This window comes from Pseudoalteromonas sp. 1CM17D, assembly GCF_023161805.1.
In the GTDB taxonomy this organism is placed as follows: domain Bacteria; phylum Pseudomonadota; class Gammaproteobacteria; order Enterobacterales; family Alteromonadaceae; genus Pseudoalteromonas; species Pseudoalteromonas atlantica.
The window spans coordinates 188,772-213,786 of sequence record NZ_JALNTP010000008.1 but is presented as its reverse complement, the minus strand read 5'-3'; the positions used below and the strand labels follow the sequence as shown (position 1 = coordinate 213,786).

At 41.2% G+C, this 25,015-nt stretch carries 23 protein-coding genes; 11 read left to right on the top strand and 12 right to left on the bottom strand.

Features of this window, described 5'->3' with window-relative positions; all coding sequences use genetic code 11:
- Nucleotides 1-54 precede the first annotated feature (54 nt).
- The 5 genes from MSC25_RS14970 to MSC25_RS14950 all read right to left on the bottom strand — a co-directional run bounded on the left by MSC25_RS14970 (nt 55) and on the right by MSC25_RS14950 (nt 6,595).
- Nucleotides 55-3,201, bottom strand: a complete 3,147-nt coding sequence (locus tag MSC25_RS14970) for a CusA/CzcA family heavy metal efflux RND transporter (protein WP_248443859.1) — start codon at nt 3,199-3,201, stop codon at nt 55-57.
- Between the two features lie 8 nt (nt 3,202-3,209).
- Nucleotides 3,210-4,469, bottom strand: coding sequence for an efflux RND transporter periplasmic adaptor subunit (locus MSC25_RS14965; RefSeq protein WP_138578524.1), 1,260 nt, complete (start codon nt 4,467-4,469; stop codon nt 3,210-3,212).
- A complete protein-coding gene (locus tag MSC25_RS14960; RefSeq protein WP_248443858.1) occupies nt 4,466-5,728 on the bottom strand; it encodes a TolC family protein in 1,263 nt (420 codons plus the stop codon). The genes MSC25_RS14965 and MSC25_RS14960 overlap by 4 nt, the downstream gene beginning before the upstream one ends.
- 148 nt (nt 5,729-5,876) lie before the next feature.
- Nucleotides 5,877-6,185: a hypothetical protein gene (locus MSC25_RS14955; protein ID WP_138578522.1), complete on the bottom strand. Its 309-nt coding sequence runs from the start codon at nt 6,183-6,185 to the stop codon at nt 5,877-5,879.
- 116 nt (nt 6,186-6,301) lie between these two features.
- On the bottom strand, nt 6,302-6,595 hold the full coding sequence (locus MSC25_RS14950; RefSeq protein ID WP_024033207.1) for a metalloregulator ArsR/SmtB family transcription factor: 294 nt from the start codon (nt 6,593-6,595) through the stop codon (nt 6,302-6,304).
- 242 nt (nt 6,596-6,837) lie between these two features.
- On the opposite strand from MSC25_RS14950, the gene MSC25_RS14945 reads away from it, so the two are divergent.
- A complete protein-coding gene (locus tag MSC25_RS14945; protein ID WP_248443857.1) occupies nt 6,838-7,824 on the top strand; it encodes a permease in 987 nt (328 codons plus the stop codon).
- Here MSC25_RS14945 and MSC25_RS14940 read toward each other — a convergent pair.
- Nucleotides 7,821-8,648, bottom strand: a complete 828-nt coding sequence (locus MSC25_RS14940; RefSeq protein WP_248443856.1) for an AraC family transcriptional regulator — start codon at nt 8,646-8,648, stop codon at nt 7,821-7,823. The genes MSC25_RS14945 and MSC25_RS14940 overlap by 4 nt on opposite strands.
- Nucleotides 8,649-8,760: 112 nt before the next feature.
- On the opposite strand from MSC25_RS14940, the gene MSC25_RS14935 reads away from it, so the two are divergent.
- Nucleotides 8,761-11,859, top strand: coding sequence for a beta-galactosidase (locus MSC25_RS14935; protein WP_248443855.1), 3,099 nt, complete (start codon nt 8,761-8,763; stop codon nt 11,857-11,859).
- A 73-nt stretch (nt 11,860-11,932) separates the two neighbouring features.
- On the opposite strand, the gene MSC25_RS14930 is transcribed toward MSC25_RS14935, so the two are convergent.
- On the bottom strand, nt 11,933-12,391 hold the full coding sequence (locus tag MSC25_RS14930; protein WP_248443854.1) for a DoxX family protein: 459 nt from the start codon (nt 12,389-12,391) through the stop codon (nt 11,933-11,935).
- A 273-nt stretch (nt 12,392-12,664) separates the two neighbouring features.
- Between MSC25_RS14930 and MSC25_RS14925 the strand changes: the two genes are divergently transcribed.
- Nucleotides 12,665-14,272, top strand: coding sequence for a diguanylate cyclase (locus MSC25_RS14925; protein ID WP_248443853.1), 1,608 nt, complete (start codon nt 12,665-12,667; stop codon nt 14,270-14,272).
- A gap of 25 nt (nt 14,273-14,297) precedes the next feature.
- On the opposite strand, the gene MSC25_RS14920 is transcribed toward MSC25_RS14925, so the two are convergent.
- On the bottom strand, nt 14,298-15,083 hold the full coding sequence (locus MSC25_RS14920; protein WP_248443852.1) for a hypothetical protein: 786 nt from the start codon (nt 15,081-15,083) through the stop codon (nt 14,298-14,300).
- A 153-nt stretch (nt 15,084-15,236) separates the two neighbouring features.
- Nucleotides 15,237-15,656, bottom strand: a complete 420-nt coding sequence (locus tag MSC25_RS14915) for a VOC family protein (RefSeq protein WP_024033213.1) — start codon at nt 15,654-15,656, stop codon at nt 15,237-15,239.
- A 271-nt stretch (nt 15,657-15,927) separates the two neighbouring features.
- On the opposite strand from MSC25_RS14915, the gene MSC25_RS14910 reads away from it, so the two are divergent.
- The 4 genes from MSC25_RS14910 (at nt 15,928) to MSC25_RS14895 (ending at nt 19,175) form a co-directional block, all read left to right on the top strand.
- Nucleotides 15,928-16,233, top strand: a complete 306-nt coding sequence (locus tag MSC25_RS14910) for a hypothetical protein (protein ID WP_248443878.1) — start codon at nt 15,928-15,930, stop codon at nt 16,231-16,233.
- On the top strand, nt 16,230-16,613 hold the full coding sequence (locus tag MSC25_RS14905) for a hypothetical protein (RefSeq protein ID WP_024033215.1): 384 nt from the start codon (nt 16,230-16,232) through the stop codon (nt 16,611-16,613). The genes MSC25_RS14910 and MSC25_RS14905 overlap by 4 nt, the downstream gene beginning before the upstream one ends.
- A gap of 166 nt (nt 16,614-16,779) precedes the next feature.
- Nucleotides 16,780-17,262 (top strand): DUF3015 domain-containing protein, encoded by a 483-nt coding sequence (locus MSC25_RS14900; protein ID WP_024033216.1) that lies wholly within the window; start codon nt 16,780-16,782, stop codon nt 17,260-17,262.
- An 80-nt stretch (nt 17,263-17,342) separates the two neighbouring features.
- Nucleotides 17,343-19,175 (top strand): DUF4105 domain-containing protein, encoded by a 1,833-nt coding sequence (locus tag MSC25_RS14895; RefSeq protein WP_248443851.1) that lies wholly within the window; start codon nt 17,343-17,345, stop codon nt 19,173-19,175.
- Between the two features lie 5 nt (nt 19,176-19,180).
- Here the strand turns inward: MSC25_RS14895 and MSC25_RS14890 are convergent, their stop codons facing one another.
- Together MSC25_RS14890 and MSC25_RS14885 are read right to left on the bottom strand one after the other, a co-directional pair.
- Complete coding sequence (locus MSC25_RS14890; RefSeq protein WP_248443850.1) at nt 19,181-20,002, bottom strand: sterol desaturase family protein; 822 nt, start codon at nt 20,000-20,002, stop codon at nt 19,181-19,183.
- Entirely contained in the window at nt 19,999-20,445 is a 447-nt protein-coding gene (locus tag MSC25_RS14885; RefSeq protein ID WP_248443849.1) for an SRPBCC family protein, read from the bottom strand. Before MSC25_RS14885 ends, MSC25_RS14890 begins: the two co-directional genes overlap by 4 nt.
- A gap of 97 nt (nt 20,446-20,542) precedes the next feature.
- Here MSC25_RS14885 and MSC25_RS14880 point away from each other — a divergent pair, with 97 nt between their 5' ends.
- The 4 genes from MSC25_RS14880 to MSC25_RS14865 all read left to right on the top strand — a co-directional run bounded on the left by MSC25_RS14880 (nt 20,543) and on the right by MSC25_RS14865 (nt 24,618).
- On the top strand, nt 20,543-21,538 hold the full coding sequence (locus MSC25_RS14880) for an AraC family transcriptional regulator (RefSeq protein ID WP_248443848.1): 996 nt from the start codon (nt 20,543-20,545) through the stop codon (nt 21,536-21,538).
- 94 nt (nt 21,539-21,632) lie between these two features.
- Complete coding sequence (locus MSC25_RS14875) at nt 21,633-22,403, top strand: transporter substrate-binding domain-containing protein (RefSeq protein ID WP_248443877.1); 771 nt, start codon at nt 21,633-21,635, stop codon at nt 22,401-22,403.
- Between the two features lie 46 nt (nt 22,404-22,449).
- On the top strand, nt 22,450-23,418 hold the full coding sequence (locus MSC25_RS14870; RefSeq protein WP_248443847.1) for an alpha/beta hydrolase: 969 nt from the start codon (nt 22,450-22,452) through the stop codon (nt 23,416-23,418).
- 111 nt (nt 23,419-23,529) lie between these two features.
- A complete protein-coding gene (locus MSC25_RS14865) occupies nt 23,530-24,618 on the top strand; it encodes a polysaccharide lyase family 7 protein (RefSeq protein ID WP_055252782.1) in 1,089 nt (362 codons plus the stop codon).
- On the opposite strand, the gene MSC25_RS14860 is transcribed toward MSC25_RS14865, so the two are convergent.
- Nucleotides 24,608-25,012, bottom strand: coding sequence for an NUDIX hydrolase (locus MSC25_RS14860; RefSeq protein ID WP_024033224.1), 405 nt, complete (start codon nt 25,010-25,012; stop codon nt 24,608-24,610). The two genes, MSC25_RS14865 and MSC25_RS14860, sit on opposite strands and share 11 nt — an antisense overlap.
- Between the last annotated feature and the right edge of the window lie 3 nt (nt 25,013-25,015).

The following is a 25,015-nucleotide window of genomic DNA, read 5'->3' as shown; positions in this document are numbered from 1 at the left end:
AGTTAAGATATTTAACCAGATAGATAATTTATATTAAAAAAATTGCAGACTATACTAAATAAGCTCAGCCTTTTTATGCCTAGTAAACTTTGCATGCACTAATTTATAAAGTGCAGGCAATATTAATAGCGTCAGTAGAGTTGATGAAATAATTCCGCCAACCACAACCGTTGCCAGCGGCCTTTGTAGCTCAGCGCCGGTGCCTGTATTTAGCGCCATAGGAATAAACCCTAAACTCGCCACTAAAGCCGTCATAAGTACTGGTCGCAAGCGCGAAAGCGCACCGCTTTGTATTGCATCTATCAAACTAAGCCCATCAGCTCTTAACTGTTTAATAAACGACAGCATAACCACACCATTTAATACCGCTACACCACTAAGCGCGATAAACCCCACACCTGCCGATATTGAAAGCGGCATATCACGTAAAAGCAACGCAAGTACGCCGCCACTAAGCGCAAGTGGCACGCCGCTAAATATAATTAACGAATCACGCAGTGAATTAAACGCGCTATAAAGCAGGCCAAATATAAGTAATAAAGTAACCGGTACCACCAGCGATAGCCGCTTACTTGCCGATTCTAGTTGTTCAAACGTGCCGCCGTATTCAATCCAATAACCACTAGGTAAATTAAGCTGCGAATTTAAAGCGGCTTGCGCTTCGCTTACAAAGCTTGCTAAATCGCGCCCTTCTACATTTGCAGTTACTACAACGTTACGCTTACCGCTTTCACGGTTTATTTGATTAGGCCCTTTATCAATACTAATATTTGCAACTTCGCCAAGCGGTACAAATGCAAGGTCGGGATTAGCACTTTTTGGCACAGCAACAGGTAAACGTGCAAGCTGTGTTATATCGCTAGACCAACGCTCATCTAAACGCACTAATAACGAAAAGCGTTTATCGCCTTCATAAATAAGCCCGGTTTGCACACCGCCTATAGCAGCGCTTACACTTTGCTGTATATCGGTTACGGTTAAGCCTAACAGCGCCATGTGGTCGCGAAGCGGCGTTACCGAAAGTGTAGGCAAACCTTCCATTTGCTCAAGGCGTACACCGGTTGCGCCAGTAATATTTTGTACCAAGGCTGTGGCTTTTTCACCGAACTGTTTTAATGTTGATAAATCATCACCATAAATACGCACGGCCACATCGGCGCGCACGCCAGCAATTAGCTCGTTAAAGCGCATTTCTATTGGTTGGGTAAACTCATAGTTATTACCGGGTACTTCATTAACTAAATGGCGAATTTGCTTAACCAGTTCTTCTTTAGGTAAAGCAGGATTTGGCCATTGATCGCGAGGTTTTAACATTAAAAAGGTGTCGGCAACGTTAGGTGGCATAGGATCGTTTGCTACATCGGGAGTACCAATTTTTGAAAATACATTAGCCACCTCAGGCTTAGCTAAAATGGCTTGCTCTAGCTCTTTTTGCATTTTTACCGATTGCTCAATACCGGTGCCGGTAATGCGCAGCGCATGCATAGCTATATCGCCCTCATCAAGCTGCGGTAAAAACTCAGCCCCCATATTTTTAACTTTAAAGCCAAGCGCAATTACAAGCACACCCGCAATACTAACCATCACCCACGGTAATTTAAGCGATAAGCCAAGTAGCGGTTTATAGCCTTTTTTAATTCCGCGCATCACGGAATTTTCGCTCTCACTTACTTTTCCTCGCACAAATACCGCAATGGCGGCAGGTACAAAAGTTACTGCAAAAATAAGTGCGCCCACTAATGCAGCAACCACTGTAAACGCCATTGGCTGAAACATTTTGCCCTCAACACCACTTAATGCAAACAGCGGTAAATACACCAGCATAATAATTAAAATGCCAAATACTGCTGGACTGAACACTTCTTTAGTGGCGGCGGTTACCACATTTAAACGCTCGCTTAGTGTAAGTAGCCTGCCATGTTTATGCTGCGCAAGGCCAAGTTGCCTTAAACAGTTTTCAACCACAATTACTGCGCCATCAACAATTAAACCAAAATCGATTGCGCCTAAGCTCATTAAGTTACCCGACACTCTATTACCTACCATACCGGTAATGGCAAATAACATACTAAGCGGAATAACCATGGCCGTAATCAATGCGCCAGTTACGTTACCCAGTAGTAGCAGTAAAATAACAACCACCAACACCGCACCTTCAAACAGGTTCGTTTTTACAGTGTCTATGGTTTTATCAACAAGGGTTGTTCTGTCGTACACGGGCTCAACCACTACACCAGCTGGTAAGCTAAGTTGTACATCTTTAAGTTTTTCAGCCATGGCTTTTGCCACTACGCGGCTGTTTTCACCAATGAGCATCATGGCGGTGCCAAGCACGGTTTCTTTACCATTATAAGTAGCGGCGCCGGTTCTGAGCTCTTTGCCTAAACGCACGTTCGCCACATCTTTTATGCGAACGGGTGCATCATCGCGCTTAGCAACCACGGTATTGGCTATATCATCAATGGTTTTTAATTGCCCTGGTGAGCGCACTAAATATTGCCCGTCAAAACGCTCTATAAACCCTGCACCTTGGTTACTATTATTTAATTTAAGTGCTGTAATAACATCACTTAGCGTGAGCTTATAAGCGAGTAGCTTTTCAGGCATGGGCGCTACTTGGTACTGGCGCTCAAAGCCTCCTTGGCTGTTTATTTCGGTAACACCTTTTACTTTTAATAGCTGCGGACGAATAACCCAATCTTGCAGGGTACGTAAATCTTCTGCATTAAATGGCGTGCCATCATCTTTTAATGCACCGTTATTTGCATGCACAGAATAAGTAAAAATCTCCCCTAACCCGCTGGCAATTGGCCCTAAGTTTGGTTCAATATTGGCTGGTAGGTCTGAACGAATACTTTGAATGCGCTCTGATATTTGCTGGCGCGCCCAGTAAATATCGGTGCCTTCATTAAAAATTACGGTAACTTGCGAAAGCCCATAACGCGAAATTGAGCGGGTATAATCAAGCTTTGGAATACCCGCCATTGCAGTTTCAATTAAATACGTAATACGCTGCTCGGCTTCAAGCGGGGTAAAGCCCGGCGCTTTGGTATTTATTTGCACTTGCACATTAGTTATATCGGGTACGGCATCAACGGCTAAATTTTGTGTGTTGTAGACGCCAAACCCAGCAAATAAAAGTGTGAGTGCAAGCACCATCATGCGGCGCTTAACCGCAAACGAAACTATCCAGTTAATCATGCTGCCTCCTAATGTGAATGGCTTGCGCCGCTTTTTAAAATATCGGCTTTAATTACATAACTGTTCTCAGTTACGTACTCACTGGTTGGCGAAAGCCCTTCAAGCACTTCTACCCATTCGCTGTTTTTAGCACCGAGTTTTACTGGGCGTACTTCAAACACATTGCCACTTTTTATAAACACGCTAGGTTTGCCGTTAAATTCCTGAATAGCAATCGCTTTGACGCGTACAGCCGCATCTACTTTTGCAGTACTAATGTCGCTATTAACATGCATACCTGGTCGCCAATGGCCATCAGGGTTTTTAAGCTCGATTCGCGCACGTGCAATGTGCCCGCCACTCATCATTGGGGCTATGTAAAACACCTCACCTTGGGCATTTAAATGATGATGTAAGTCGTACACTGTAGCGCTTTGCCCTATGGCGAGCTTTTCAATGTTATCGGGAAAGGCCGACAGCTCAACCCATACGGTTTCAAGGTTTACTATTTGCGTTAGCGCGCTACTGGCAAGCTCGCCGCGCTTTAAATATTGCTCGGTAATAACGCCTGTAATTGGACTTTTTATGGTGTAATTTTGTAGGGTTTCGCGGTTGGTTATGCTGGCAAGCTTATCGCCTTTTTTAACGTTTTGACCAATGCTTACAAAAATATCGTTAACTAACCCGGTATAAGGCGCCATTACTTCAACGGTGCTCTGCGCAGTGGGCGCTATAACACCAAATAAAGTATCGGTTAGCTCAACGCTACCTGCTTTTGCAATGTCAGTTTTAATACCAGCGCGTTCAATTGCTTTCTCGCTTAGCGTTGTACGCCCTTCTTCTTGCTCATAATGATAATTTATTTCAGCGCCTTTATAGCGAGCCATTACATCAAGCTTAAAAGAATGCGGCTCGTTTACGCTCACGGTACTTACTAAATAGTCATCTTCAGCTTTAAAGCGAATAAGCTGTGGCGCTTCACTTAAACGCTGCACGTTTATGGTTACCTCTAACTGGTTTACATCAACGGCTTTACCGTTATTAAACCCATATATTCGCAGCTCGGTATTACCGGCAAACTGGGTTAATTTAAGCTCTAAATCAAGGGCGTTATTGGTTAGTAAAAAGCCGCCATGCGGGCCTTTTTGTGTGTGTTCGTCTTTATGGCCTTGTTCGTGGCTGTCACCATGACTTTCTTCGTGATTGTCATCAGATGCCATAGCCATGCTACTTAAAAATGGGAGTGTAAGTAATTGCGTAATTAATAATGCGATAAGAGTTTTATTCATGATTGATGAGTCTCAATTAAAGGTTGGCCAGTTAAACGCTCAAGGGTAAGGAGCACTTGATATAGCTCGCTATGGGTGTTGATAAGTGCACGTTTAGAATCAAATAAAACTTGCTGTGCATCGAGTAATTGCAATACCGATATTCGCCCTTGTTGATAGCTTTTTAAACTTTGTTTTATGAGCGTTTGCGCTTGTGGAATAACGCGCTGTGTTAAAAGCTGTGCTTGCGCCGCTTTACCTTGGTAATACGCATAGAGCGTGCGTATTTGCTTACGTAACTGTATACGTAATTGCCCTTGTTGTTCATTAAGTAGCGTAAGCTGATGCTGCGCCGCCTCAATATTACCGCCATTAGCGTTACTTAATTGCAGCGGCATTGAAAACGAAAACACTAACGAGCTGGCATCAGCTTGCTGGTTATATCGCACACCACCACCAAGGGTTAAATCACTTTGACCCGTTGATTTTTGCAGTGCTAAATTAGCCGTTTGTTGCATGTATTGCTGCTGTAGTAGTGCAAATTCTGGTGCTGTATTTACCATATCAAGTAACGCTGCCTCACTTTTAATAGCAGCTATTTTTGATAAATCTCCCGCATAGTAATCACTCACTTGCTCCTCTTGCCAAAGCTCATTGAGTGCTAAGCGAGAGCGCTCAAATTCACTTTGTAGCATGGCCGTGTTTAAATCTACTTGGCTTAATGCATAACGCATGCGGGTTACATCAGCACTTGAGACCGCACCGGCTTTAGCGCGTTTTTCAATTGCGTTGAGTGCCTGCTTAACAGTGTTTTTACGCTCACTGTTTAGTGCAATTAACGCCTGAAATTTTAGCACTTGGTAATAACGCTCAGCGGTGGTTGCTAAAAGTGCTAACCGAGTATTTTTATACTCAATTGTTTGCGCTTTTATATTTGCAGTAGCGTAATTAATACGATTTTGGCGTTTATCGCCAAGCTCAATTAACTGGCTTAAAGCCAGCGTGTACTGCGCCCCCGAAAACGCATGAGATCCATGAGTTCCTAAAAAGTTTTCAGCTTCAAAGCTCAGCTCAGGGTTAGGTGAAAGCGCGGCTTGGCTTTTAAGCGCGGTTAATATTTTTTGATGGTACGGGTAGCGTTTAAGCTGTAAGTTTTGCTGCTCGGTATTTTTAAGCGCTTGCTTTAGCGTTAATACGTTTTGAGGCTCGCTTTTTGCCAAAGCGCTCAGTGTTGGTAGTGCACACAGTAGCGCCACCAGCATAAGTAGTTTTTTGTTCATATAGCATATCCGTTTTAACAAACAGAGTTGGCTTAATCACTATGCCTATTTTAAAAACAAGCGCGATTAAGCAACCTAAATATGTACATAACTAGCCTTGTAGCGCACAGGCGCAGGCAGTTATATACAAAGTGTTTAAAATTAAAAACTAGCTATAAAAATTGGGTGGCGGAACATCTGGTGGGTAATTTAAACCATTGTAACAAGCATTGTTTGTGGCTTGGCTTTGTTCAGGGCTTATTGAATGATTTATCGTACTGTAGTAACCACAGTGGCAATGCTGATGGGCATGAATTTCGGTAGGTGGTTGCGCGTCTTCATCGTCTGTATCGGCCACAGACTGAATGTGCGAAGCATGATCGACTTCTTCTTGTAAATGATACGCGGCAGCATCACAGCTAATAAAGCTGTGTACAAGCACAAGAAGTATCACGACTAAAAAGTAGTTTGAGCGCATCCATTACCTAATTAAATTTAAAGTAGGTTCCTATTTTACAAACTAGGAACAGCGGCATATTAAACCCGCGCGCGTCTTGAGGTCAATAAACAACGCGCAAAACCGTTGATAAAAGTTTACTGCCCTTCGTCTACACAACATTCGTTTTGTAAAAAACCAATTACATCGTCTAAGCGCTGGTACATAGCCACGCAATAAAGCGTGCGCCCTTCGCGCCTTTGGCTAATTAGCCCAGCGTTAACTAAGCCCGATATATGGTGCGAAAGTGTAGAGCCCGCCATGCTTAGCTCTTCTTGTATATTGCCAACACTAATTCCAGTGTGCCCTGCTTTAACTACACGCTTATATATAGTTAAACGCGTAGGATGGCCTAATTCTTTTAATGCTTTTGCAACGTCGATAATTTCCATTACAACCTCGTAATTTCTAAATTATTAGAAATAATAACAATTTGAATCTTTAAATACAGCTTTATTAGCAAGTTACCTTAAAAGTTAAAAAATAAAACATTTAAAAACAAGGGCATAAAAACTATTTCTATATATCTAGAAATAAAGTATTGACGATATTATTGCCCACCAATATACTTCCATAAAATTCGAAATATAACTTACTTAACGTAAGTTATACCCTGTGTACTTTGGAGTGCGTTATGAGTAATGAAATGCTAGCAATGGCAAAAGAGGCGTTAGGCATGTTTGCCTTTTTAGCTACAGAGTTAACTATTTTATTTATTGTTATTAGTTATTTAGTGGGTGTTTTACAGCTATTTATAACACCCGAAAAAATTCAATCTATTTTAAGTTCAAAAAACGGTAAGGGCTACGTTGTTGCTGCTTTATTGGGGGCTATTACACCATTTTGTTCGTGCTCAACCATTCCGTTTTTAAAAGGATTATTAAGAGCGAGAGCGGGCTTTGGCCCTATGATGGTATTTTTATTTGGCAGCCCGCTACTTAACCCGGTGATCATTGGGTTATTTGTAATTACCTTTGGCTGGCAGGTCGCTTTTTTTTACTTTTTAGTGGCTATGGTGGTGTCGGTTGTAGCAGGCTATACCCTTGAAAAGCTAGGCTTTGAAAGGTATGTAAAACCAGAAGCTTACAGCACAGAATCTACTAGTAGCTGCGCAAAACCAAGCTGTAGTGAGCCTAAAGAAGTTGAGCCAAGCTGTGCAACCACAAGCTGCGGCGAACCTAAAGCAATAGAGCCTACTAAAAAAGCGCAGCCTAATCGCTGGGTAAAAGTGTGGCATGCAACCTTTAAAGACTTTAAACAGGTGTTTCCGTACTTAATGCTAGGGGTAGCAATAGGCTCGTTTATTTATGGCTTTATTCCTACCGAGCTAATTGCTAAATATGCGGGCGATGGTATGTGGTATGCCATTCCTATTGCAGCCATTATTGGTATTCCACTTTATATTAGAGCCGAAGCCGTTATTCCGCTAAGTGCCGCATTGGTCAAAAAAGGCATGGCGCTTGGCTCGGTAATGGCATTAATAATTGGCAGCGCGGGCGCAAGCTTAACAGAAGTTATTTTGCTTAAATCAATTTTTAAAAACCAAATGATAGCCGCCTTTTTGTTTGTCATTATTACTATGGCTATTGGTGCAGGCTTTTTATACCAAGCTATTTTTTAAATGCTCATTTTTCTAAACTCAGTGGGTGACACGCCCACTGATTTTTTAAACCGTTTTGAAAAATTAAATATATTAGGGTACCCCACGTAAGCGGCAATATGGGCAACCGGCCAGCGGGTATTTAGTAGCAAGTTTTTAGCCCGTTTAATACGTAAATAAATAAGCTGCTGCATTGGGCTTTTACCAAATTGTGCCTGGCATAACCTGTGTAAATGCGGTGCTGAGTAATGTACTTGTTCGCACATAGCCTCTATTGTCCAATCAAACTGCAGGCGCTCTTCTACTTCTAAAAACAAGCTGGTTAATCTATTTTGCCCGCCTATTTGCGGCTCGCTTTGAAGCGTAGTATTTAAATAGTGGCTTAAAATAGGCATTACGCCTTCGCGCAAAGTAGCGTTTGTCTCGCTGTATAAAAGCTCCATAGCTAAATGTAATGGCGCTAACTGCTGATCAGTTAATACTTTAGCCTGCGCTAAATTTAAATGTTGCCAACGCTTGGTGTTTGCAAGGTTTAGCCAAATCACATCCCATTTTTCGCTCGCTATTTCTACCTCAAAACTTTGCCTTGCAGGCAATATAGCTAAGCTATTTTCGGCAAGTGCATATTGGTTATTAATGGTTTTTAGCGTGCCCTGGCCAGCCAAGGTATAAAAAAGAGTGTGTTCAAGCGGGTTAGTACGCGCAACACAATAATCACCCAATAAATTTGAGCAACCTGCCAGCTCTATTTCAAGGCTTGGCATTTGCGAAAGCGTGTTTAAATCAATAAACCGCTCTATACACTCTGGGCCAATATCGAGTACATCTACAATGGTGTTGCGCATAATTTAAAATGATAGTTTTGGATAAATAAAAGAGAGCTTTAAGCATAACCGCAACGCGCTATTTTAGCTATATTTAAGCCACTATAATTGCCACACATGCAATAGGACACGAATGAACTCACTACAGCACATAATTAACCGCCGCGATTGGGAAAACCCAATTTCGGTGCAAGTTAATCAAGTAAAAGCGCACAGCCCACTCAATGGCTTTAAAAGCGTTGACCATGCCCGTACAAACACACAATCACAAAAACAAAGTTTAAACGGCCAGTGGGATTTTAAATTATTTGATAAGCCCGAAGCGGTTGATGAGTCATTGCTAAGTGAGGCACTCGCCAGCGACTGGCAAAGTATCCCAGTGCCTTCTAACTGGCAACTACACGGTTTTGATAAACCTATTTATTGTAATGTTAAATACCCCTTTGCAGTTAATCCGCCTTTTGTACCAAGCGATAACCCTACAGGCTGTTACCGCACTGAGTTTACTATTACGGCGGAGCAATTAGCTCAGCGTAATCATATTATTTTTGAAGGCGTTAACTCGGCGTTTCACCTTTGGTGTAATGGCCAATGGGTGGGCTACTCGCAAGATAGCCGCTTACCCAGCGAATTTGATTTAAGCGAGCTGTTAATTGCAGGTACTAATCGCATTGCGGTTATGGTTATTCGCTGGAGCGATGGCAGTTACTTAGAAGATCAAGACATGTGGTGGCTAAGCGGTATATTCCGCGATGTTAATTTACTTACTAAACCGCAACACCAAATACGCGATGTATTTATAACCCCAGATTTAGACGCCTGCTACCGCGATGCAACGCTACATATAAAAACCGCAATAGATGCGCCAAATAACTACCAAGTAGCAGTACAGGTTTTTGATGGCGAACAAGCACTGTGTGAGCCACACATACAAAGAACTAACAATAAACGCGTTGATGAAAAAGGCGGTTGGAGTGATGTCGTATTTCAAACAATTGATATACAAAACCCTAAAAAATGGACCGCTGAAACCCCGACCTTATACCGCTGTGTTGTAAGCCTGTTAGATGAGCAAGGCAATACAGTAGATGTAGAAGCCTACAACATTGGCTTTAGAAAAGTAGAAATGCTTAACGGGCAGCTTTGCTTAAACGGCAAACCGCTACTTATTCGCGGTGTTAATCGCCACGAGCATCACCCAGAAAACGGCCACACGGTGAGTACTGCCGACATGATTGAAGATATTAAGCTGATGAAGCAAAATAACTTTAATGCTGTACGTACCGCTCACTACCCTAACCACCCTCGTTTTTACGAGCTGTGTGACGAGCTAGGTTTATACGTAGTAGACGAAGCCAATATAGAAACTCACGGTATGTTTCCTATGGGTAGGCTTGCCAGCGATCCGCAATGGGCTGGCGCATTTATGTCGCGCTATACGCAAATGGTTGAGCGCGATAAAAACCACCCCTCTATTATTATTTGGTCACTGGGTAACGAATGCGGGCACGGTGCCAACCACGATGCGATGTACGGCTGGTCTAAAAGCTTTGACCCATCGCGCCCAGTGCAATACGAAGGTGGCGGCGCAAATACCACCGCAACCGATATTATTTGCCCTATGTATGCCCGTGTAGATACCCATGTTGCCGACGACGCCGTACCTAAATACTCTATTAAAAAGTGGTTAAGCCTACCGGGTGAAACGCGTCCACTTATTTTATGTGAATACGCCCATGCAATGGGTAACAGCCTAGGTAGCTTTGACGATTACTGGCAAGCATTTAGAGAATATCCGCGTTTGCAAGGCGGCTTTATTTGGGATTGGGTAGACCAAGGTTTATCTAAAACAGACGAAAACGGCAAGCATTATTGGGCTTACGGTGGCGACTTTGGTGATGAGCTAAACGACCGCCAATTTTGTATAAACGGCTTATTATTTCCAGACCGTACACCGCACCCAAGCCTGTTTGAAGCTAAATACAGCCAACAACATTTACAATTTACGCTGCGAGAGCAAACTCAAAACCACTATACCGTTGATGTATTTAGTGATTATGTATTTAGAGCAACCGATAACGAAAAACTTATTTGGCAGTTAATAGAAAATGGCCAATGTGTAGAACAAGGCGAGCAAGTTATTAATATTGCTCCGCAAAGCACGCAAACGCTAACGATTAATACAAAATTGGTGTTTAAAGCAGGTGCGCAATATCACCTTAATTTAGATGTTGCACTGATTAACGACTCAAGCTTTGCAAATGCCGAGCATGTATTAAACACCGAGCAATTTAAGCTTATAAATAGCCAAAGTTTAAGCGCTGATGCATTTTCGCCTGCTTTAGCAAACGCCTCAACGCACGGCGCACTAAATATAAGCGAAACCAATACACAGCTAAGTATTGAAGGCGATACCTTTAAACTTGTGTTTAATAGCCAATCAGGCCTTATTGAGCAATGGCTGCACAATCAAACCCAAGTTATTAAAAGCCCATTGGTTGATAATTTTTACCGCGCCCCGCTTGATAACGACATAGGCGTAAGCGAAGTAGACAACCTAGACCCTAACGCATGGGAAGCACGCTGGTTAAGAGCAGGTATTGGGCAGTGGCAGCGTACATGCCGCTCGTTTGAAGTAGTGCAATCAACCTTAGATATACGTATTACCTGTGTATTTAGTTATGAATTTAATGGCGCAGTACAAGCAAAAACAACTTGGCTTTATACACTTAATAATACCGGTGAAATTAGCTTAAATGTTGATGTACAACTAAACGATACTCTCCCACCCATGCCACGCATAGGGTTAAGCACAACGCTTAATAAACCAAGCGATACACAAGTAAATTGGCTTGGTTTAGGCCCATTTGAAAACTACCCAGATCGTAAAGCGGCTGCGCGCTTAGGGTATTACAGCGCACAATATAATGAGCTACATACTCCGTATATATTCCCAACCGATAATGGCGTACGTAGTGATTGCCAATTACTAAGCATTAATAATTTAACCGTGACTGGTACGTTTTTATTTGCCGCCAGCGATTACTCACAAAGCATGTTAACGCAAGCAAAGCACACCAATGAGCTAGTCGCTGATGATTGCTTACATGTACATATTGACCATCAACATATGGGGGTTGGCGGCGATGACTCGTGGAGTCCAAGTACCCATAAAGAGTATTTACTAGAGCAAAAGCAATACAACTACTCTTTAAAATTCAGTGCTAAATAAAACAGCGCTTAACCCATACAAAAATAGCGGCTAATTTAGCCGCTATTTTTTAATACTGAATTGTTATTTACTACTACTGAGGCAGCGATTTATTCGCTAACTTTTTAGCAATTACGTTATCAACCGATAAGCTACCTGCACCTTGTATAGCCAGTGCAGCCGTGGCAACTAACAAAGTAAGTGCGAACTCATAGCCGTTGTTTGCTACAAATAAACCATGACTAATGTGCACGCTAAATATCGCAATCAGCATAGTAAACGCCGTAACTACAGCTGCTGGGCGCGTTAATAAACCACTGGCTAAGGCAATGCCGCCAAAAAATTCAGCGCTGCCTGCCATCATTGCAAGCCAATAGCCAGGCTCAAGGCCAATGCTTGCCATCCACTGCCCTGTGCCTTCAAGGCCGTAGCCGCCAAACCAAGCAAATAATTTTTGTGCACCGTGCGCTGCTAAAATTAAACCAACGGGTACACGTAAAATAAGTGCTGCCATGCCTGCGTTAGAGCTTAATAATGAGTGTAAGTATTTCATAGTGTGATCCTGTTTTATTGTTAATAAGGCTAGTAACCAATGAGTACAGTTTACTATCATCATTTAAAACAATTAATACGAATATTATTGCCAAATTATCAACATGGTGTTTTTAATTGCTTAACTAAGTTGCGGCTATTTTGTACTTAGCGGGCATAAACACCTCAGGAGCTAATTTAATAGCGCACTTTTAAGCGTTATTAAACAGTAAACTAATAGCTAAATAGTCCGGCTCTGCTAGTATAAAAAAAGTAGTAAAAATTGGATCCGCTTATGAGCTATAAAGGTAATAGATTGACGTTTTTCCCACCTAAAAATAAGGGGGCGCTCTTTTTTGTTTTCATTACTTTGCTCGCGTTATTTATTACTTTTGATTCTCATGCTGCCGATACATGTAAAATAAAGCACTTAAACTCACCCACGCCTGCCTCTGTGCTAAAGTTAAATACTCCTTCTGAACTCACTGCTCAACGCGGTGTTAATCAATACCAAATAAGTTGCTCTGTTAAAAATGGTGGCGTACTAAGCTTTTTACGCCCGGGGCTAGATAGCTTTACTTGGCAGCAAAACAACACTGTAAAAGCGCCCTTAAAAGCAGGGCAAGTAGCCTACTTAATGGACTCGGGGGCTTTTACAGCCACAATAACATTAGAATCAAAGCTTAATTACACACCGCGGTTTAAATGGCAGCCAACTCATATTTATTTTAAAAAAGCACAGCAACATTCGCTGATTATGGGCTCATTTTATGGGTTGTGCATTACACTTATTTTTTATGTATTAATAATGGGACATAGACTTAACGAAAGTGTATTTAAGCTCTACAGCATTTACATTTTTTGTATTGGCAGCTTTATTTTACTCCAAGAAGGGCAACTGTATTTATTTGTAACGCAGCATGTCTCTGGCGTTATTTTTAACTTATACCTACTTAGCATTGGCTTAACCGTACTAAGTGCCACATGGTTTATGCTTGCGTTACTCGAGACTAATAAACGCTGGCCTAAATTAACCAAGCTGCTCAAAACATTGGCCTGTACTGTAATGCTATGCGCGGTACTTAAAATGCTCGTTACCGACCTGTTATTTTGGACAATAGCAGGGCATATAATGGCTTATTCTTCGCTGTTTATTGTGGCTGTTATTTTTACTTTAGCAGCCATGCAAGCCCTCAAAGGTGTACGCGAGGCAACACTCGTATTTGTAGCGCTTAGCTTTGTATTAGTAAGTATGATTTTTAGGGTGCTGCTTATTAACCAAAGCCCGTTTATGCAGCGTTATGGGTTTGTGTTAGCGTTTGCGGTTGAATCATTTTTATTAGCTGTTGCGGTTTCAAGGCGTATAAGCCGAATGCGAATTGCACAAAAGCGCGCCGAAACCGAAGCAGACTACGACCCCCTTTGTGGTATTTTAAACCGCAGGGGCTGGGCTAAAAAATCATCCGCGCTTATCAATATGCACGCCAAAAAAGGCGGCGTATTATGTTTGATGTATATAGATTTAGACGACTTTAAACAAATAAACGACAGCTACGGCCATGCTGTAGGCGATGACGCTTTATGCAACGTTGCCCGTTGCTTAAAAAGCAGTGTTCGCAGCAGCGATGCTGTAGGGCGCTTAGGCGGTGATGAATTTGTCGTACTTGCACATTTTTATACTAATGCGCAGGTAAATCCTAAAACTCATCATTTAAAAACCGCCCTAAATAGGCTCACAATAAATCACAACAACGACCCTATAGCCATTAAAGCAAGTATGGGTACTACCGTATTTAGTGAACCGCCCCACTCTATTGATGAAATTTTAAAAGCGGGCGACACCGCCATGTACCACGAAAAAATACAACGAAAGGTTAAACCGCTGACGTTAGTAGATGGCTAAATTTAGGCAATACTGCTTATTGCTATTAAACCGTAGCCGGCTTTGCAAATTGTTTACGGTTTACATAGTGGCTCATAATAATGGTAAATAAAGTTGAGCACACTGCAGCCGCTGCATATACCTGCCAAATCACAAATTCAAACTTAAGCGCGAGTGCAATCACAGCAAAAAACACACAGCCCCCTAACGAGCCAATAATGCCGCCGTTAAGCACCTTATACGCCGAGTATTTTTTATCACTTGCATGCGCAATACTGCCCATAACCGCCAAAATTACCGGAAAAGTAGAAAGTAACCCGCTCCACATTGCCCCTATTTTTGCCGATATAACCGTAACTAACATAATAAAGCAGCTGACCAATAACATTTTTAGCGGCAGCTCCCACGCAGCGGTAAAAGGTTTGGCATCGGGCGCAAATTTTAACTTACTCGATGCCAGCGCAAGCACCAATAAAGTACTGAGCGAGAGCACCGATGCAAAGGCAATATTCACCGGCAATAACAAGGTAAATGCACTAAAAGCGCACCATAGTGTTAATGCAGCAAACAGCGCTTTAACCACCCCATATTTTGCAAGCATGGCAGCATAACAAAAACAAAATAAGCCTATACCGCTCATGCCATACAACGACGCCACAGCCGAGTTACTCGCAAATAACTTACCTTGCTCAAGCGCAATAAAATACGAAATAGGGCCCGATGTAATAGGCAAGCCCGGAATAATACCGCTCACAAAACTGCCAAAGCGTTTTTGAGCAAAGTGAATAAATAATAAAAGTAATGGCGCAATGGTGAGTTTTAACAGCAACATAAATAACTATAAAGTATGAGAGTTGCGCGTTAGTCTACGTTTAAAATTCCGTAGTGTAGAGTGAATAAATATCACTCATACGGTGTAATTATTTTCATCTATAGGTACAAAATAGGCCACTACAAAAGTGGCCTATTCTTTAATAAATATTGCTTACGCTTTTTTAAATAAAACCTCAGGGTTTACCATGGTTTTCATTTCAAGCACGTTGCCGTTTGGATCTTCAATAAAAAAGGTTTCTTGTTCAAACTCATCACCAACAAAACGGCGATACGGTTTATCTAGGTATTCAAGCCCCGCATCTTCTATACGTTTTTTTAAACCGTTAAATTCATCTTCAGATAAATGAATACCAAAATGCGGTACCGCCACTGCGCCCATATCTACATCGTGGCGAACAGTGGGTAAGCGCTCTTCGCTTTGATGTAATGTGAGCTCATTACCCCAAAAGTCTATGTCTACCCAGCGCCCTTCTTCGCTGTTCCCTGTTTTACAGCCAAGCACATCACAGTAAAACGTTTTCGCTACTTTTAAATCGCCAGCGGGTATAGCTAAGTGCAAACAGTTAGACATAAATTACCTTTAACCTTTTAAATTTGTATATTAATAACCTCTATTATACATAAAATATAATTTATGAAACATTAACAGCCAAAAATAAGCATAGTTAATCCCAGCCCAGATTAAAAAGTAGCCTTAATAACATTTAACGCTAACACCCACATTTTATTTATTAGAGATAGTTAGAAAGCGTAAAAGGATTAGTTTAAAATGCGCTGCTATGATTAAATTCTTATTTTTAAAATTTATAACCTTCTTTTTAGGCTTTGTAGCCTGCTTTGCCATGCACACAACTTTTGCATTGCCTTTAGTTATTTCGGCGGCGCTTACAGGGCTAATTGGCTCCTTTATTCCTTTTCCTGCTCAGTTTAAAAATCATCCCTATGCGGCTATTTACGCAGGTAGTTTTGCCGGTATGTGCTCTACACACTTAATTACAAGTTATTGGGAAATAGCCATAATTTCTGTTATTGGCGCCAGTTTATATGTGCTTACCATAAATATGTTTACCGGATTTGGCGGTAAGCTTGGCAGTGTTGCCTTTGCAAGCGTGGCTTTATTTATGTTGGCCAAAGGAATGGTTTTATGAATTTAGAATACCCATTTATAGCCCTATTAGGTGCGTTTTTAACGTTTTACTTAGCCAAACATAATCGTTTTGACGGCATACGTGCATCGGCCTCGCTTTCTATTATTGCTTATTTACTATTAAGTGCTTTAAACCTAAACCCCGACTTATACTCAGTCGTGTTTTTTGGCGGCACATTTATAGGAATGAGCGCCCCACACCGATTTGGTATTTATACCGTGGCCAGCTCATCTATTTTATTTTCGTTTTTATTTGAATACCTAGTACCAAAGCTTGATGGTTATGGCGGTGCCTTAGGTGTGAGTGCGTTTTTATCTATTTGTATTTGCCACATGTTTATTTTACTCGGAGCGCCAAGAAGTAAAAAGCCAAGCTCTTAAAAGCAAGCTAAAACCAGTAAGTAACTTGTTTATTTTATTGCTTAAAGTAAACGCAACATGAAAAAATTCATAGCTAGTTATGTTCCTTTTTTCTACAACTCTGTTAGAATCCTCCGCGATCTTTATTTACCCTAAATAAAGACTAATCGTATATGGATTTATGAATATGAAAAAAATAATCGCAGTAGCAGCACTTTCTTTACTTCCTTTCTCTAACGCAATGGCTGACCAAGATATTGGTTGTGGCCTAGGCTCTATGTTATTTGCTGGTCAGCAAGGTAAAGGCGTTAAAATTTTAGGCGCTACAACTAATGGTACTTCTGGTAACCAAACTTTCGGTATCACATTTGGTACTTTAGGTTGTGACGGTACTGGTACAGTTACTTCTTCTGAAAAAATCGCATTATTCATCGATGGCAACATGGAGCAACTTGCTCGTGATATGTCTCAAGGTGAAGGCGAAACTTTAGCAACACTTGCTGAGGTTTGGGGCGTTTCAGAACAAGATAAAGCAGCATTCAACAAGCTTGCTCAAGCACAGTTTTCTTCAGTATTTACTTCTGAGAACGTAACTTCACAAACAGTGTTAGAAAACCTAAACGCTGTTGTAGCAAGCGATGCACAACTAGCTTCTTATACTCTTTCTTAATCAGCTAAATTAGCCGGTTTTATATGTATAAATAAAGCCGCTAGAGTATCCTCTAGCGGCTTTTTTATGATTTAGTGTTTATGAAAAAAATATTATTTACCTTGCTAGCCATACTTTTTAGTACGCATTCACATGCTAAAAGTATTGAAAAAAGTACCTTAGCCACACACCCTTATTGGCTTAAACTGGGCCACTACCGCAATACCACATTAGGTAGCTTTAAAAGCGAAGTAGATAGCGCAGAGTTTTTTTTATCGCCTACAGGTAAAACCAGCCCAGTAGATGAGCTAAATGCCACCATTAACGCATTTAATGCCAATAAAAGCAGTCGACAAAAATACAGCTGCCAATTTCCAGCTCGCTACACATGGCTAAAATCAAAAATTAAAAACAATTGGCCTGCTCTTGATTGCGCTGAGCTTAAAGCCTGGCAACAAGTCATTAATCCTAAAGGGGTTACGCTTGTATTCCCTACTGCATTTATGAACAGCCCTTCTTCTATGTTTGGGCACACTTTGCTGCGCATCGATGCTAAAGATCAAACCCGTAGTAAAGAGCTGATTGCCTTTGCCGTAAACTTTGCGGCAGAACCTGATGGCTCAGATAACGCTGCTATGTACGCATTAAAAGGCCTTATTGGTAGCTACCCGGGTAAGTTTTCGCTTATGCCGTATTATAAAAAAGTACGCGAATATAATGACTTAGAATCACGCGATATTTGGGAATACAAACTCAACTTAACCGAGCAACAAGTTGAGCTGGTGTTACTGCATTTGTGGGAACTACAACACGCCACTTTTGATTACTTTTTTATAGACGAAAATTGCTCCTATCAGTTACTCGCGTTACTGCAATTAGCAAATGAGGAGCTTAACTTAACCTCACAATTTAATATGCAGGCTATTCCTTCAGACACTGTTGCCGTGTTAAGGGATAACAATTTACTGCAAACGCCAAATTATCGTCCCGCCTTTGGCACTAAGTTATTCCACTATTCAACACAATTAAGTGACCAACAACTAAGTGATGCCAGAGCCCTTATGCAAGGCAAGCCATTAAATACACGTAATTACTCGCAGCAAGAACTTGTGGCCATATTAGAAATGGCGTACGAATGGTTAAATTTTGAATTTTACGACAAAGCACTTAACCGTGAGGAAATAGCCCCTCGTCTTACTAAGTTACTTTTAATGCGCAGTAAGTATGCGGTTCCTTCACCTTTGTCTAAGCCGGCAAAGCCTAAAGCGTCACCAGAGCAAGGCCATGGCTCTTCAAGGCTAACGGCTAAAAGAGTGCAAAATAATAACCAGCAAAACACCACCAATGTAGCTTATCGCCTTGCTTATCATGATTTACTAGACAGACCCGCAGGCTTTATACCCGGTGCACAAATTAGCTTTTTTGACTTATCAGCCAACCTATCAGATAGCGGAAATAGCCAGATTGAGCACTTTTACTTACTTGATGCTATGTCGCTTGCCCCCGATAACCGTGTATTTGATAGCTGGTCGTGGAATATAAAAATGGGCTTTGATAGGCAACCAAGCCCAAACAAACGCTCTGGCCGGTTTTTTACCAAGGGTGGATACGGTAAATCTTATGGCAATCCAAACAGTGTGCATGGCTACATTTTGGGACAGTTTGAGCTAAATACTGGAGATATTACTAACCAGCTCAGTGTTGGACTAGGCAGTGAAGCGGGCGTTATTTGGCAAGTAAATAACAACCACAAGCTAGCCCTTACAGGTAATATGTTTTGGCTAAGCAATAATAATGCTAATAACCACAGCGAAGCTGCCCTAACTTGGAGCTACGCGCTGTCGCGTAACATAGCGCTTCGCAGCCAAATAAAGCACGAAAAATGGCACAGCTATAATACTGCGGCTAGTTTTGCAGTGCAGTTTTACTTTTAAGTCTGTTATTTAACTTTAACGCTACTGGTTGGGTAGCCAAATAGTACTTTGCATTTAGCTTTTAACCCTTTCGCCGTATAGGTACTTTTTAATAAATGAGCCCACTGATGAAACGTTATTATTAGTGGGTTATTACTATTTAGCTGCCCTACTATGCCGTATTTACAGGGCTGATTTTTGTCTTCTTCTACAAAGGTGCCAAATAACTTATCCCAAATAATAAGCACACCGGCAAAGTTTTTATCAAGGTAGCGTTTATTAATTGCATGATGAACCCTGTGGTGCGATGGCGTATTAAATACGCTTTCAAACCAACCTAACTTAGCCACTATTTGCGTGTGCACAAAAAATTGATATGCCAAATTAAGTGCCACTACGCTAAATACGGTTAAAGGGTCAAACCCTAGTAGTATCATAGGTAGCCAAAATACCCACATGCCGGCTACTGGGTACATTATGCTTTGCCTAAACGCAGTGGTAAAATTCATTTTAGTGGAGCTGTGGTGAACCACATGCGCAGCCCACAACCAATGAATATGATGCGACGCACGATGAAACCAATAGTACAAAAAATCTTGCAGTAAAAATGCAAAAGCAACGCTTAATACACTTAGCTTTATATCAAATAAGCGGTACTCGTAAAGCATGTAAAAAAATGGCATAAGTAGCAGCAGTGCCATTGCATCTGCGCCTTGGTGCAACAAGGCTAAAACGGTGTTTGCTAGGCTGTCTTTTATATTGTAATAGCGCTTAAATTTTACAAATTCAAAGCATACAAACACTAAAAAAACAGGGCTTAGGGCAAGTAAAATAATTTCTGAGCTCATACTTTGCCCGCCATAAAGTAATGCTGCAGTTTATTTAATGCCTGGGTTATATCTTTACTAATTAGGTGTTTTAGCAAAGCATTTGGCAGCCACCACGGCGCTTTGCAGCGTATACAATAATTAAGCTCAGTAGTGATACTTTTAGCCCCTGTATTAGCAACTAAATAAATATCACCTTGATGGTGTGCCACAGGCTTATTGCCTACTATTTGGTAGCAAAAGTGGCTGGGGTTAGCCATTATTATACGCTCATTAAACGTGGCATTTGCAATTTTCACTTGCCTAATAGCGCCTTTACCGCCTTTTAGCTCACCGCTATTTGCTGTTTTTATTAGCTCAAACTTGGCATTAAAAAAGCGATCTAACTGTTGATGATCCAACAAGGTGGTTATTATTTGCAAAGGATCTGCATTAAGCGTTTGTTTTATTGATATAAAGATCATTGTTTACAGCGAAGATAATTACTCATGTAACTAGCATATAAAAATTGAACATGGCAAGCTTGCTCATACACGACCATTTTTTAGCTTTAGACGACAAATGCATACACTGGCTGATCATTACTTTTCAAGCATTTTAGATTACTTGCAAACCCAAGGTATTGATTCTAATACGGCTCTTAAGGCAATCGGGTTTACTGAATTTAGTCGCCAGCATAGTCAGCAATTAGCACCCCGTATTAGTTTACAAAGTTACAATGCGCTGCTTGTGTATGGCCAAAAAGCGCTAAACGATGCGCTGTTTGGTTTTACTTTAGGTATGCACATTCGCCCAGCAGATTACGGTATATTGGGCTATTTAATAGAATCGAGCGATACCCTAAGTAGCGCTATAAAGGCACTGTTAAATTACGACAGCTTAGTGGCAGATATTGGTAAAGCGCAGTTTTTGCAAACTGCAGACACCGCTACGGTGCGCTGGCATGCTCATCCTCATTGTAATGAACAAGTAGTATTACGAAACATGACTGCGTGGGTCAGCGTTATTCGCCAGTTAATAAACGCATCGCTTTGCCCAAGCAGTATCAGCTTTATACATAATTGGCCTAAAAGGCACACACAACAGTTAGAGGCGTGGTTTAAATGCCCCGTTATAAGCGGCGCAGCGCATAACCAAATAAACTTTCCGAGCAGTTATTTAAACCTTGCCTTTAAAACCGATAACGCCATTGTAAATGCTACATTTAAGCAGCTTTCACAACAGCAGCTATCGCGTTTTAAAAGTCAGCAGTGCTTAACAGAAAAAGTTAAACAGCTACTTATTGCAAAAACAACATTACAAAATTGCCAGCTTATTGCAGTTGCAAGCGCACTAAACGTAACACCGCGCACGCTACAGCGACATTTAAAAAAACAACATGTAACCTTTGCGCAATTGCTCGAACAAGAAAGAAAAAGCCGCTCCCACACGTTAATTGGTACGCTCCCACTTAGCGAACTAGCTAACCTGTTAGGCTTTAAAGATCAGAGCTCGTTTAATCGTGCTTTTTTACGATGGCACCATTGCACACCCACACAATTTTTAAAACGTAAATGAACCGCAGTGTTATTCACATTAAATAAACATTTATGGTATACCTTTTAATCAACACTCTTTAAACTAGAGCGCATAATAATTAAAAATGTGGGTTATATTTGTGCGTGTAGTATTAAGTATTTGTGTGTTTATGCTTTATAGCGCCATGTGCAACGCACAAACCATTACCTTTGTAGCAGAAGATCTCCCGCCTTATCATTTTATAAATGAAAATAACGAACCCGACGGCGCATTAGTCGATTTAGCCAAAGCCACTATTAAACACACAAAGCTATCCGCCAAGTTTGAAATAATCCCTATGGCGCGTATTTTTACAATGCTTAAAAACAACCCAAATGCAATTGCGTTGTCTCTTTTAAAAACCCCTATTAGAGCAAGGCAATACACCTGGCTAGGTGAGTCATACTTTGCCGATGCTTATTTAGTTAGCTTAAAAAACCGTACTGATGAAGTTACCCACCTTAATCACGCAAAATTTTACCAAGTGGCCACAATACGTGGCTATTCAAGTGCCACCTATTTAAAAAACGCCGGTTTTACCGAAGACAAAAACCTAGTTCTTGTAAGCTACTATCAGCAACTGTGGCAAATGCTTTATAAAAAACGCATTGACTTTGTACTAACCAATACACTTACATTAAATAACGAGCTAAAGCACTCAGGCCTAAATCCCAATTTAATAACTAAGCGAATTCATTTAACCGACTACCCTTCAAAATTATATTTTAGTGCCAACAAAACCGTAGATAAACACACCGCAAGCGCTATTAGCCATGCACTTAACACGCTAAAAGAAAACGGCGAATATCAGGCTATTTTAACCAAGTGGCAACTACCGCTTCCGGCTACTGCCAACAAGTTGTAATAAACAGGGTCTATAATTTTAGCAACGCAAACACTGCTAGTTGGCTATGCGAACAATTAAAACACCTCAGGGTATAAAACTCAGTTACCAAGACGAAGGCGATAAAAAAGCCCCCGCAATCATACTTATTATGGGTTTAGGCGCACAAATGACCGTGTGGCCGGACTCGCTTTACTACACCTTAGTAAAAAAAGGGTTTAGGGTTATACGCTTTGATAACCGCGACACTGGCCTTTCTACTCATTTAGAGCACCACCCTAGCCCGAGTTTATTTAAATCGTGGTTAAGTAAACGCCTGCCCATACGCACGCAAACGCCCTATTTACTTGATGATATGGCAAACGATGTATTAGCGCTTATGGCGGCGCTTAAAATAAAAAAAGCGCATTTTGTAGGTGCTTCTATGGGCGGTATGATTGCTCAACTAATTGCAGCTCAACATAAAAAAAAGGTGCTAAGTTTAACCACTATTATGTCAAGCTCTAGCCTGCCAAGGCTGAGTGCCAAAAGCATTGGCGTATTTATAAAGCTTGCCAAATTAAAGCCCAAAACATCCAGCCGTGATGAGGCAATAAACTACAACATTAAACTTAACCAACTTATTGGCAGCCCCGCTTACCCTCAATCAGAAGACGCACTTCGCCATCATGCAACGCAAATTGTAGAGCGCTCGCATAATCCAAGTGGCTACAAACGCCAGCTTATTGCTATGGCCGCGAGTAAAGACAGGCAACATTTAATTCGTAAAATTAAAACGCCTACTTTAGTAATTCACGGCAGCGACGATGTGGTAATACCCGTAAGTGCAGGCAAAAAAACGGCAAGCCTTATAAAAAAAGCCAAACTAAGAGTAGTCCCTGGGATGGGCCATAACTTTGCGCCAGAACTTATGCCTCTTATGACAAAGTGGATAGTTAAGCATGTAAAAAAAGCGCAGCGCAAACACCTAAATAAAAAACGTAAAAAACAACAACAACAAAAAAACCACTTTGGTATAACCAAAAAGGCACTATAAAAACTACAAAAACAAAAAATTGGTAATGTTGATATTTTAAATTGGTATGTTAGATTAAAGTTAAGCGAAGTTAATATCGCTCATTTTTAATATCATCACACAGAGACAACAATGAAAAATCTAACATCTACTTTTAAACTCACAGCACTGGCTGCTGTTACCCCTTTGCTATTTATGGGCTGTGCCAGCACAAGTACACCTGTTGATAGTAATGTCGCAGTACCTGCGTCAAAATTTGATTTATCGCAATGGAAAATAAACGTACCTGTAGATCTCAATAACGATGGAAAAATAGATACCGTAGACGTAGAAGAGATCCAAACCTACGCGCACCCTGATTTTTTCTACCTTGATGATCAAGGTTATATGGTATTTACCTCGCCAAATAAAGCGCTTACCAGTGCCAATTCAACCAATACCCGCAGTGAACTAAGACAAATGATCCGCGGCACTAATACCAAAATAAAAACTAAAAATTCAAAGAATAATTTTGCCCTAGCTGTACACCCGCTATCGGAGCGCTTTGGCTCGGTAGGCGGAAAAATGGAAGCCACGCTAAAGGTGGATCATGTTGCGCTTCGCGCTAACGATCCTAATAAAAAAGCCGCTTATTCTGTGGTGGTAGGGCAAATTCACGCAGGTAAAGACCAAGCCTTAATAGATACAAAACTGGGTTTTGGCTGGGGTAACGAACCACTTAAAATTTATTATAAAAAATGGCCTGGCCATAAAACCGGATCTGTTTTTTGGAATTACGAACGTAACTTACCAAAAAAAGATCCTAACCGTACCGACATTACATACCCTGTGTGGGGGAATACCTGGGAAAACTCGGACGATCCCGGTGCGACAGGCATAGCGCTTGGCGAAGACTTTAGTTACACAGTAAACGTGCATAAAAACATGATGTACTTAACCTTTAGCGCCCAAGGCAAAAAAGACGTTAACTACGCAATTAACTTAGGCAATAACGTAGATGCCTATGGCAAGGTAGATGAAAAAGATCACCCTAATGGCTATGCTGCCGATTGGCATTACTTTAAAGCGGGTGCTTATAACCAATGTAGCACCAAAAGCGCTAAAGGCATTTGGTACCCAGGCTGTTTAGGCACTGGCGATTGGGCCACCGACAAGCAAAATGGTGATTACGCCCAAGTGAGCTTTAAAAAATTAGTATTAAGCCCATCAACTAAACCGTAAGCGTTGTTGTAGTTAAGTAGTTTTTAAGTGATGTAAACAGTGGCGATGGTAAATTATTAATGTCGCACCAGCGCCACTGCATACATTTATTTGGCTCGTTTAGCACAGGCTCGCCGCCCTCGTAATCGGCTTTTACGTATAAAGTAATGTAGTGTTTATTCTCAGCACTAAAAATATCGTTAGTAAAATCAAGCTTAGTAATTTTACTCACATTTAGCCCTGTTTCCTCAAATACCTCGCGTATTGCGCACTGCTCAACACTTTCACCAAATTCTAAATGTCCACCAGGCGTTGCCCATGTATTTGCACCATGCGACCCTATTCGCTCACCTAATAAAATAGTGTTTTGGCGCATTATAATAACCGCAACCCCTACTCTTACTACGTTACTCATATT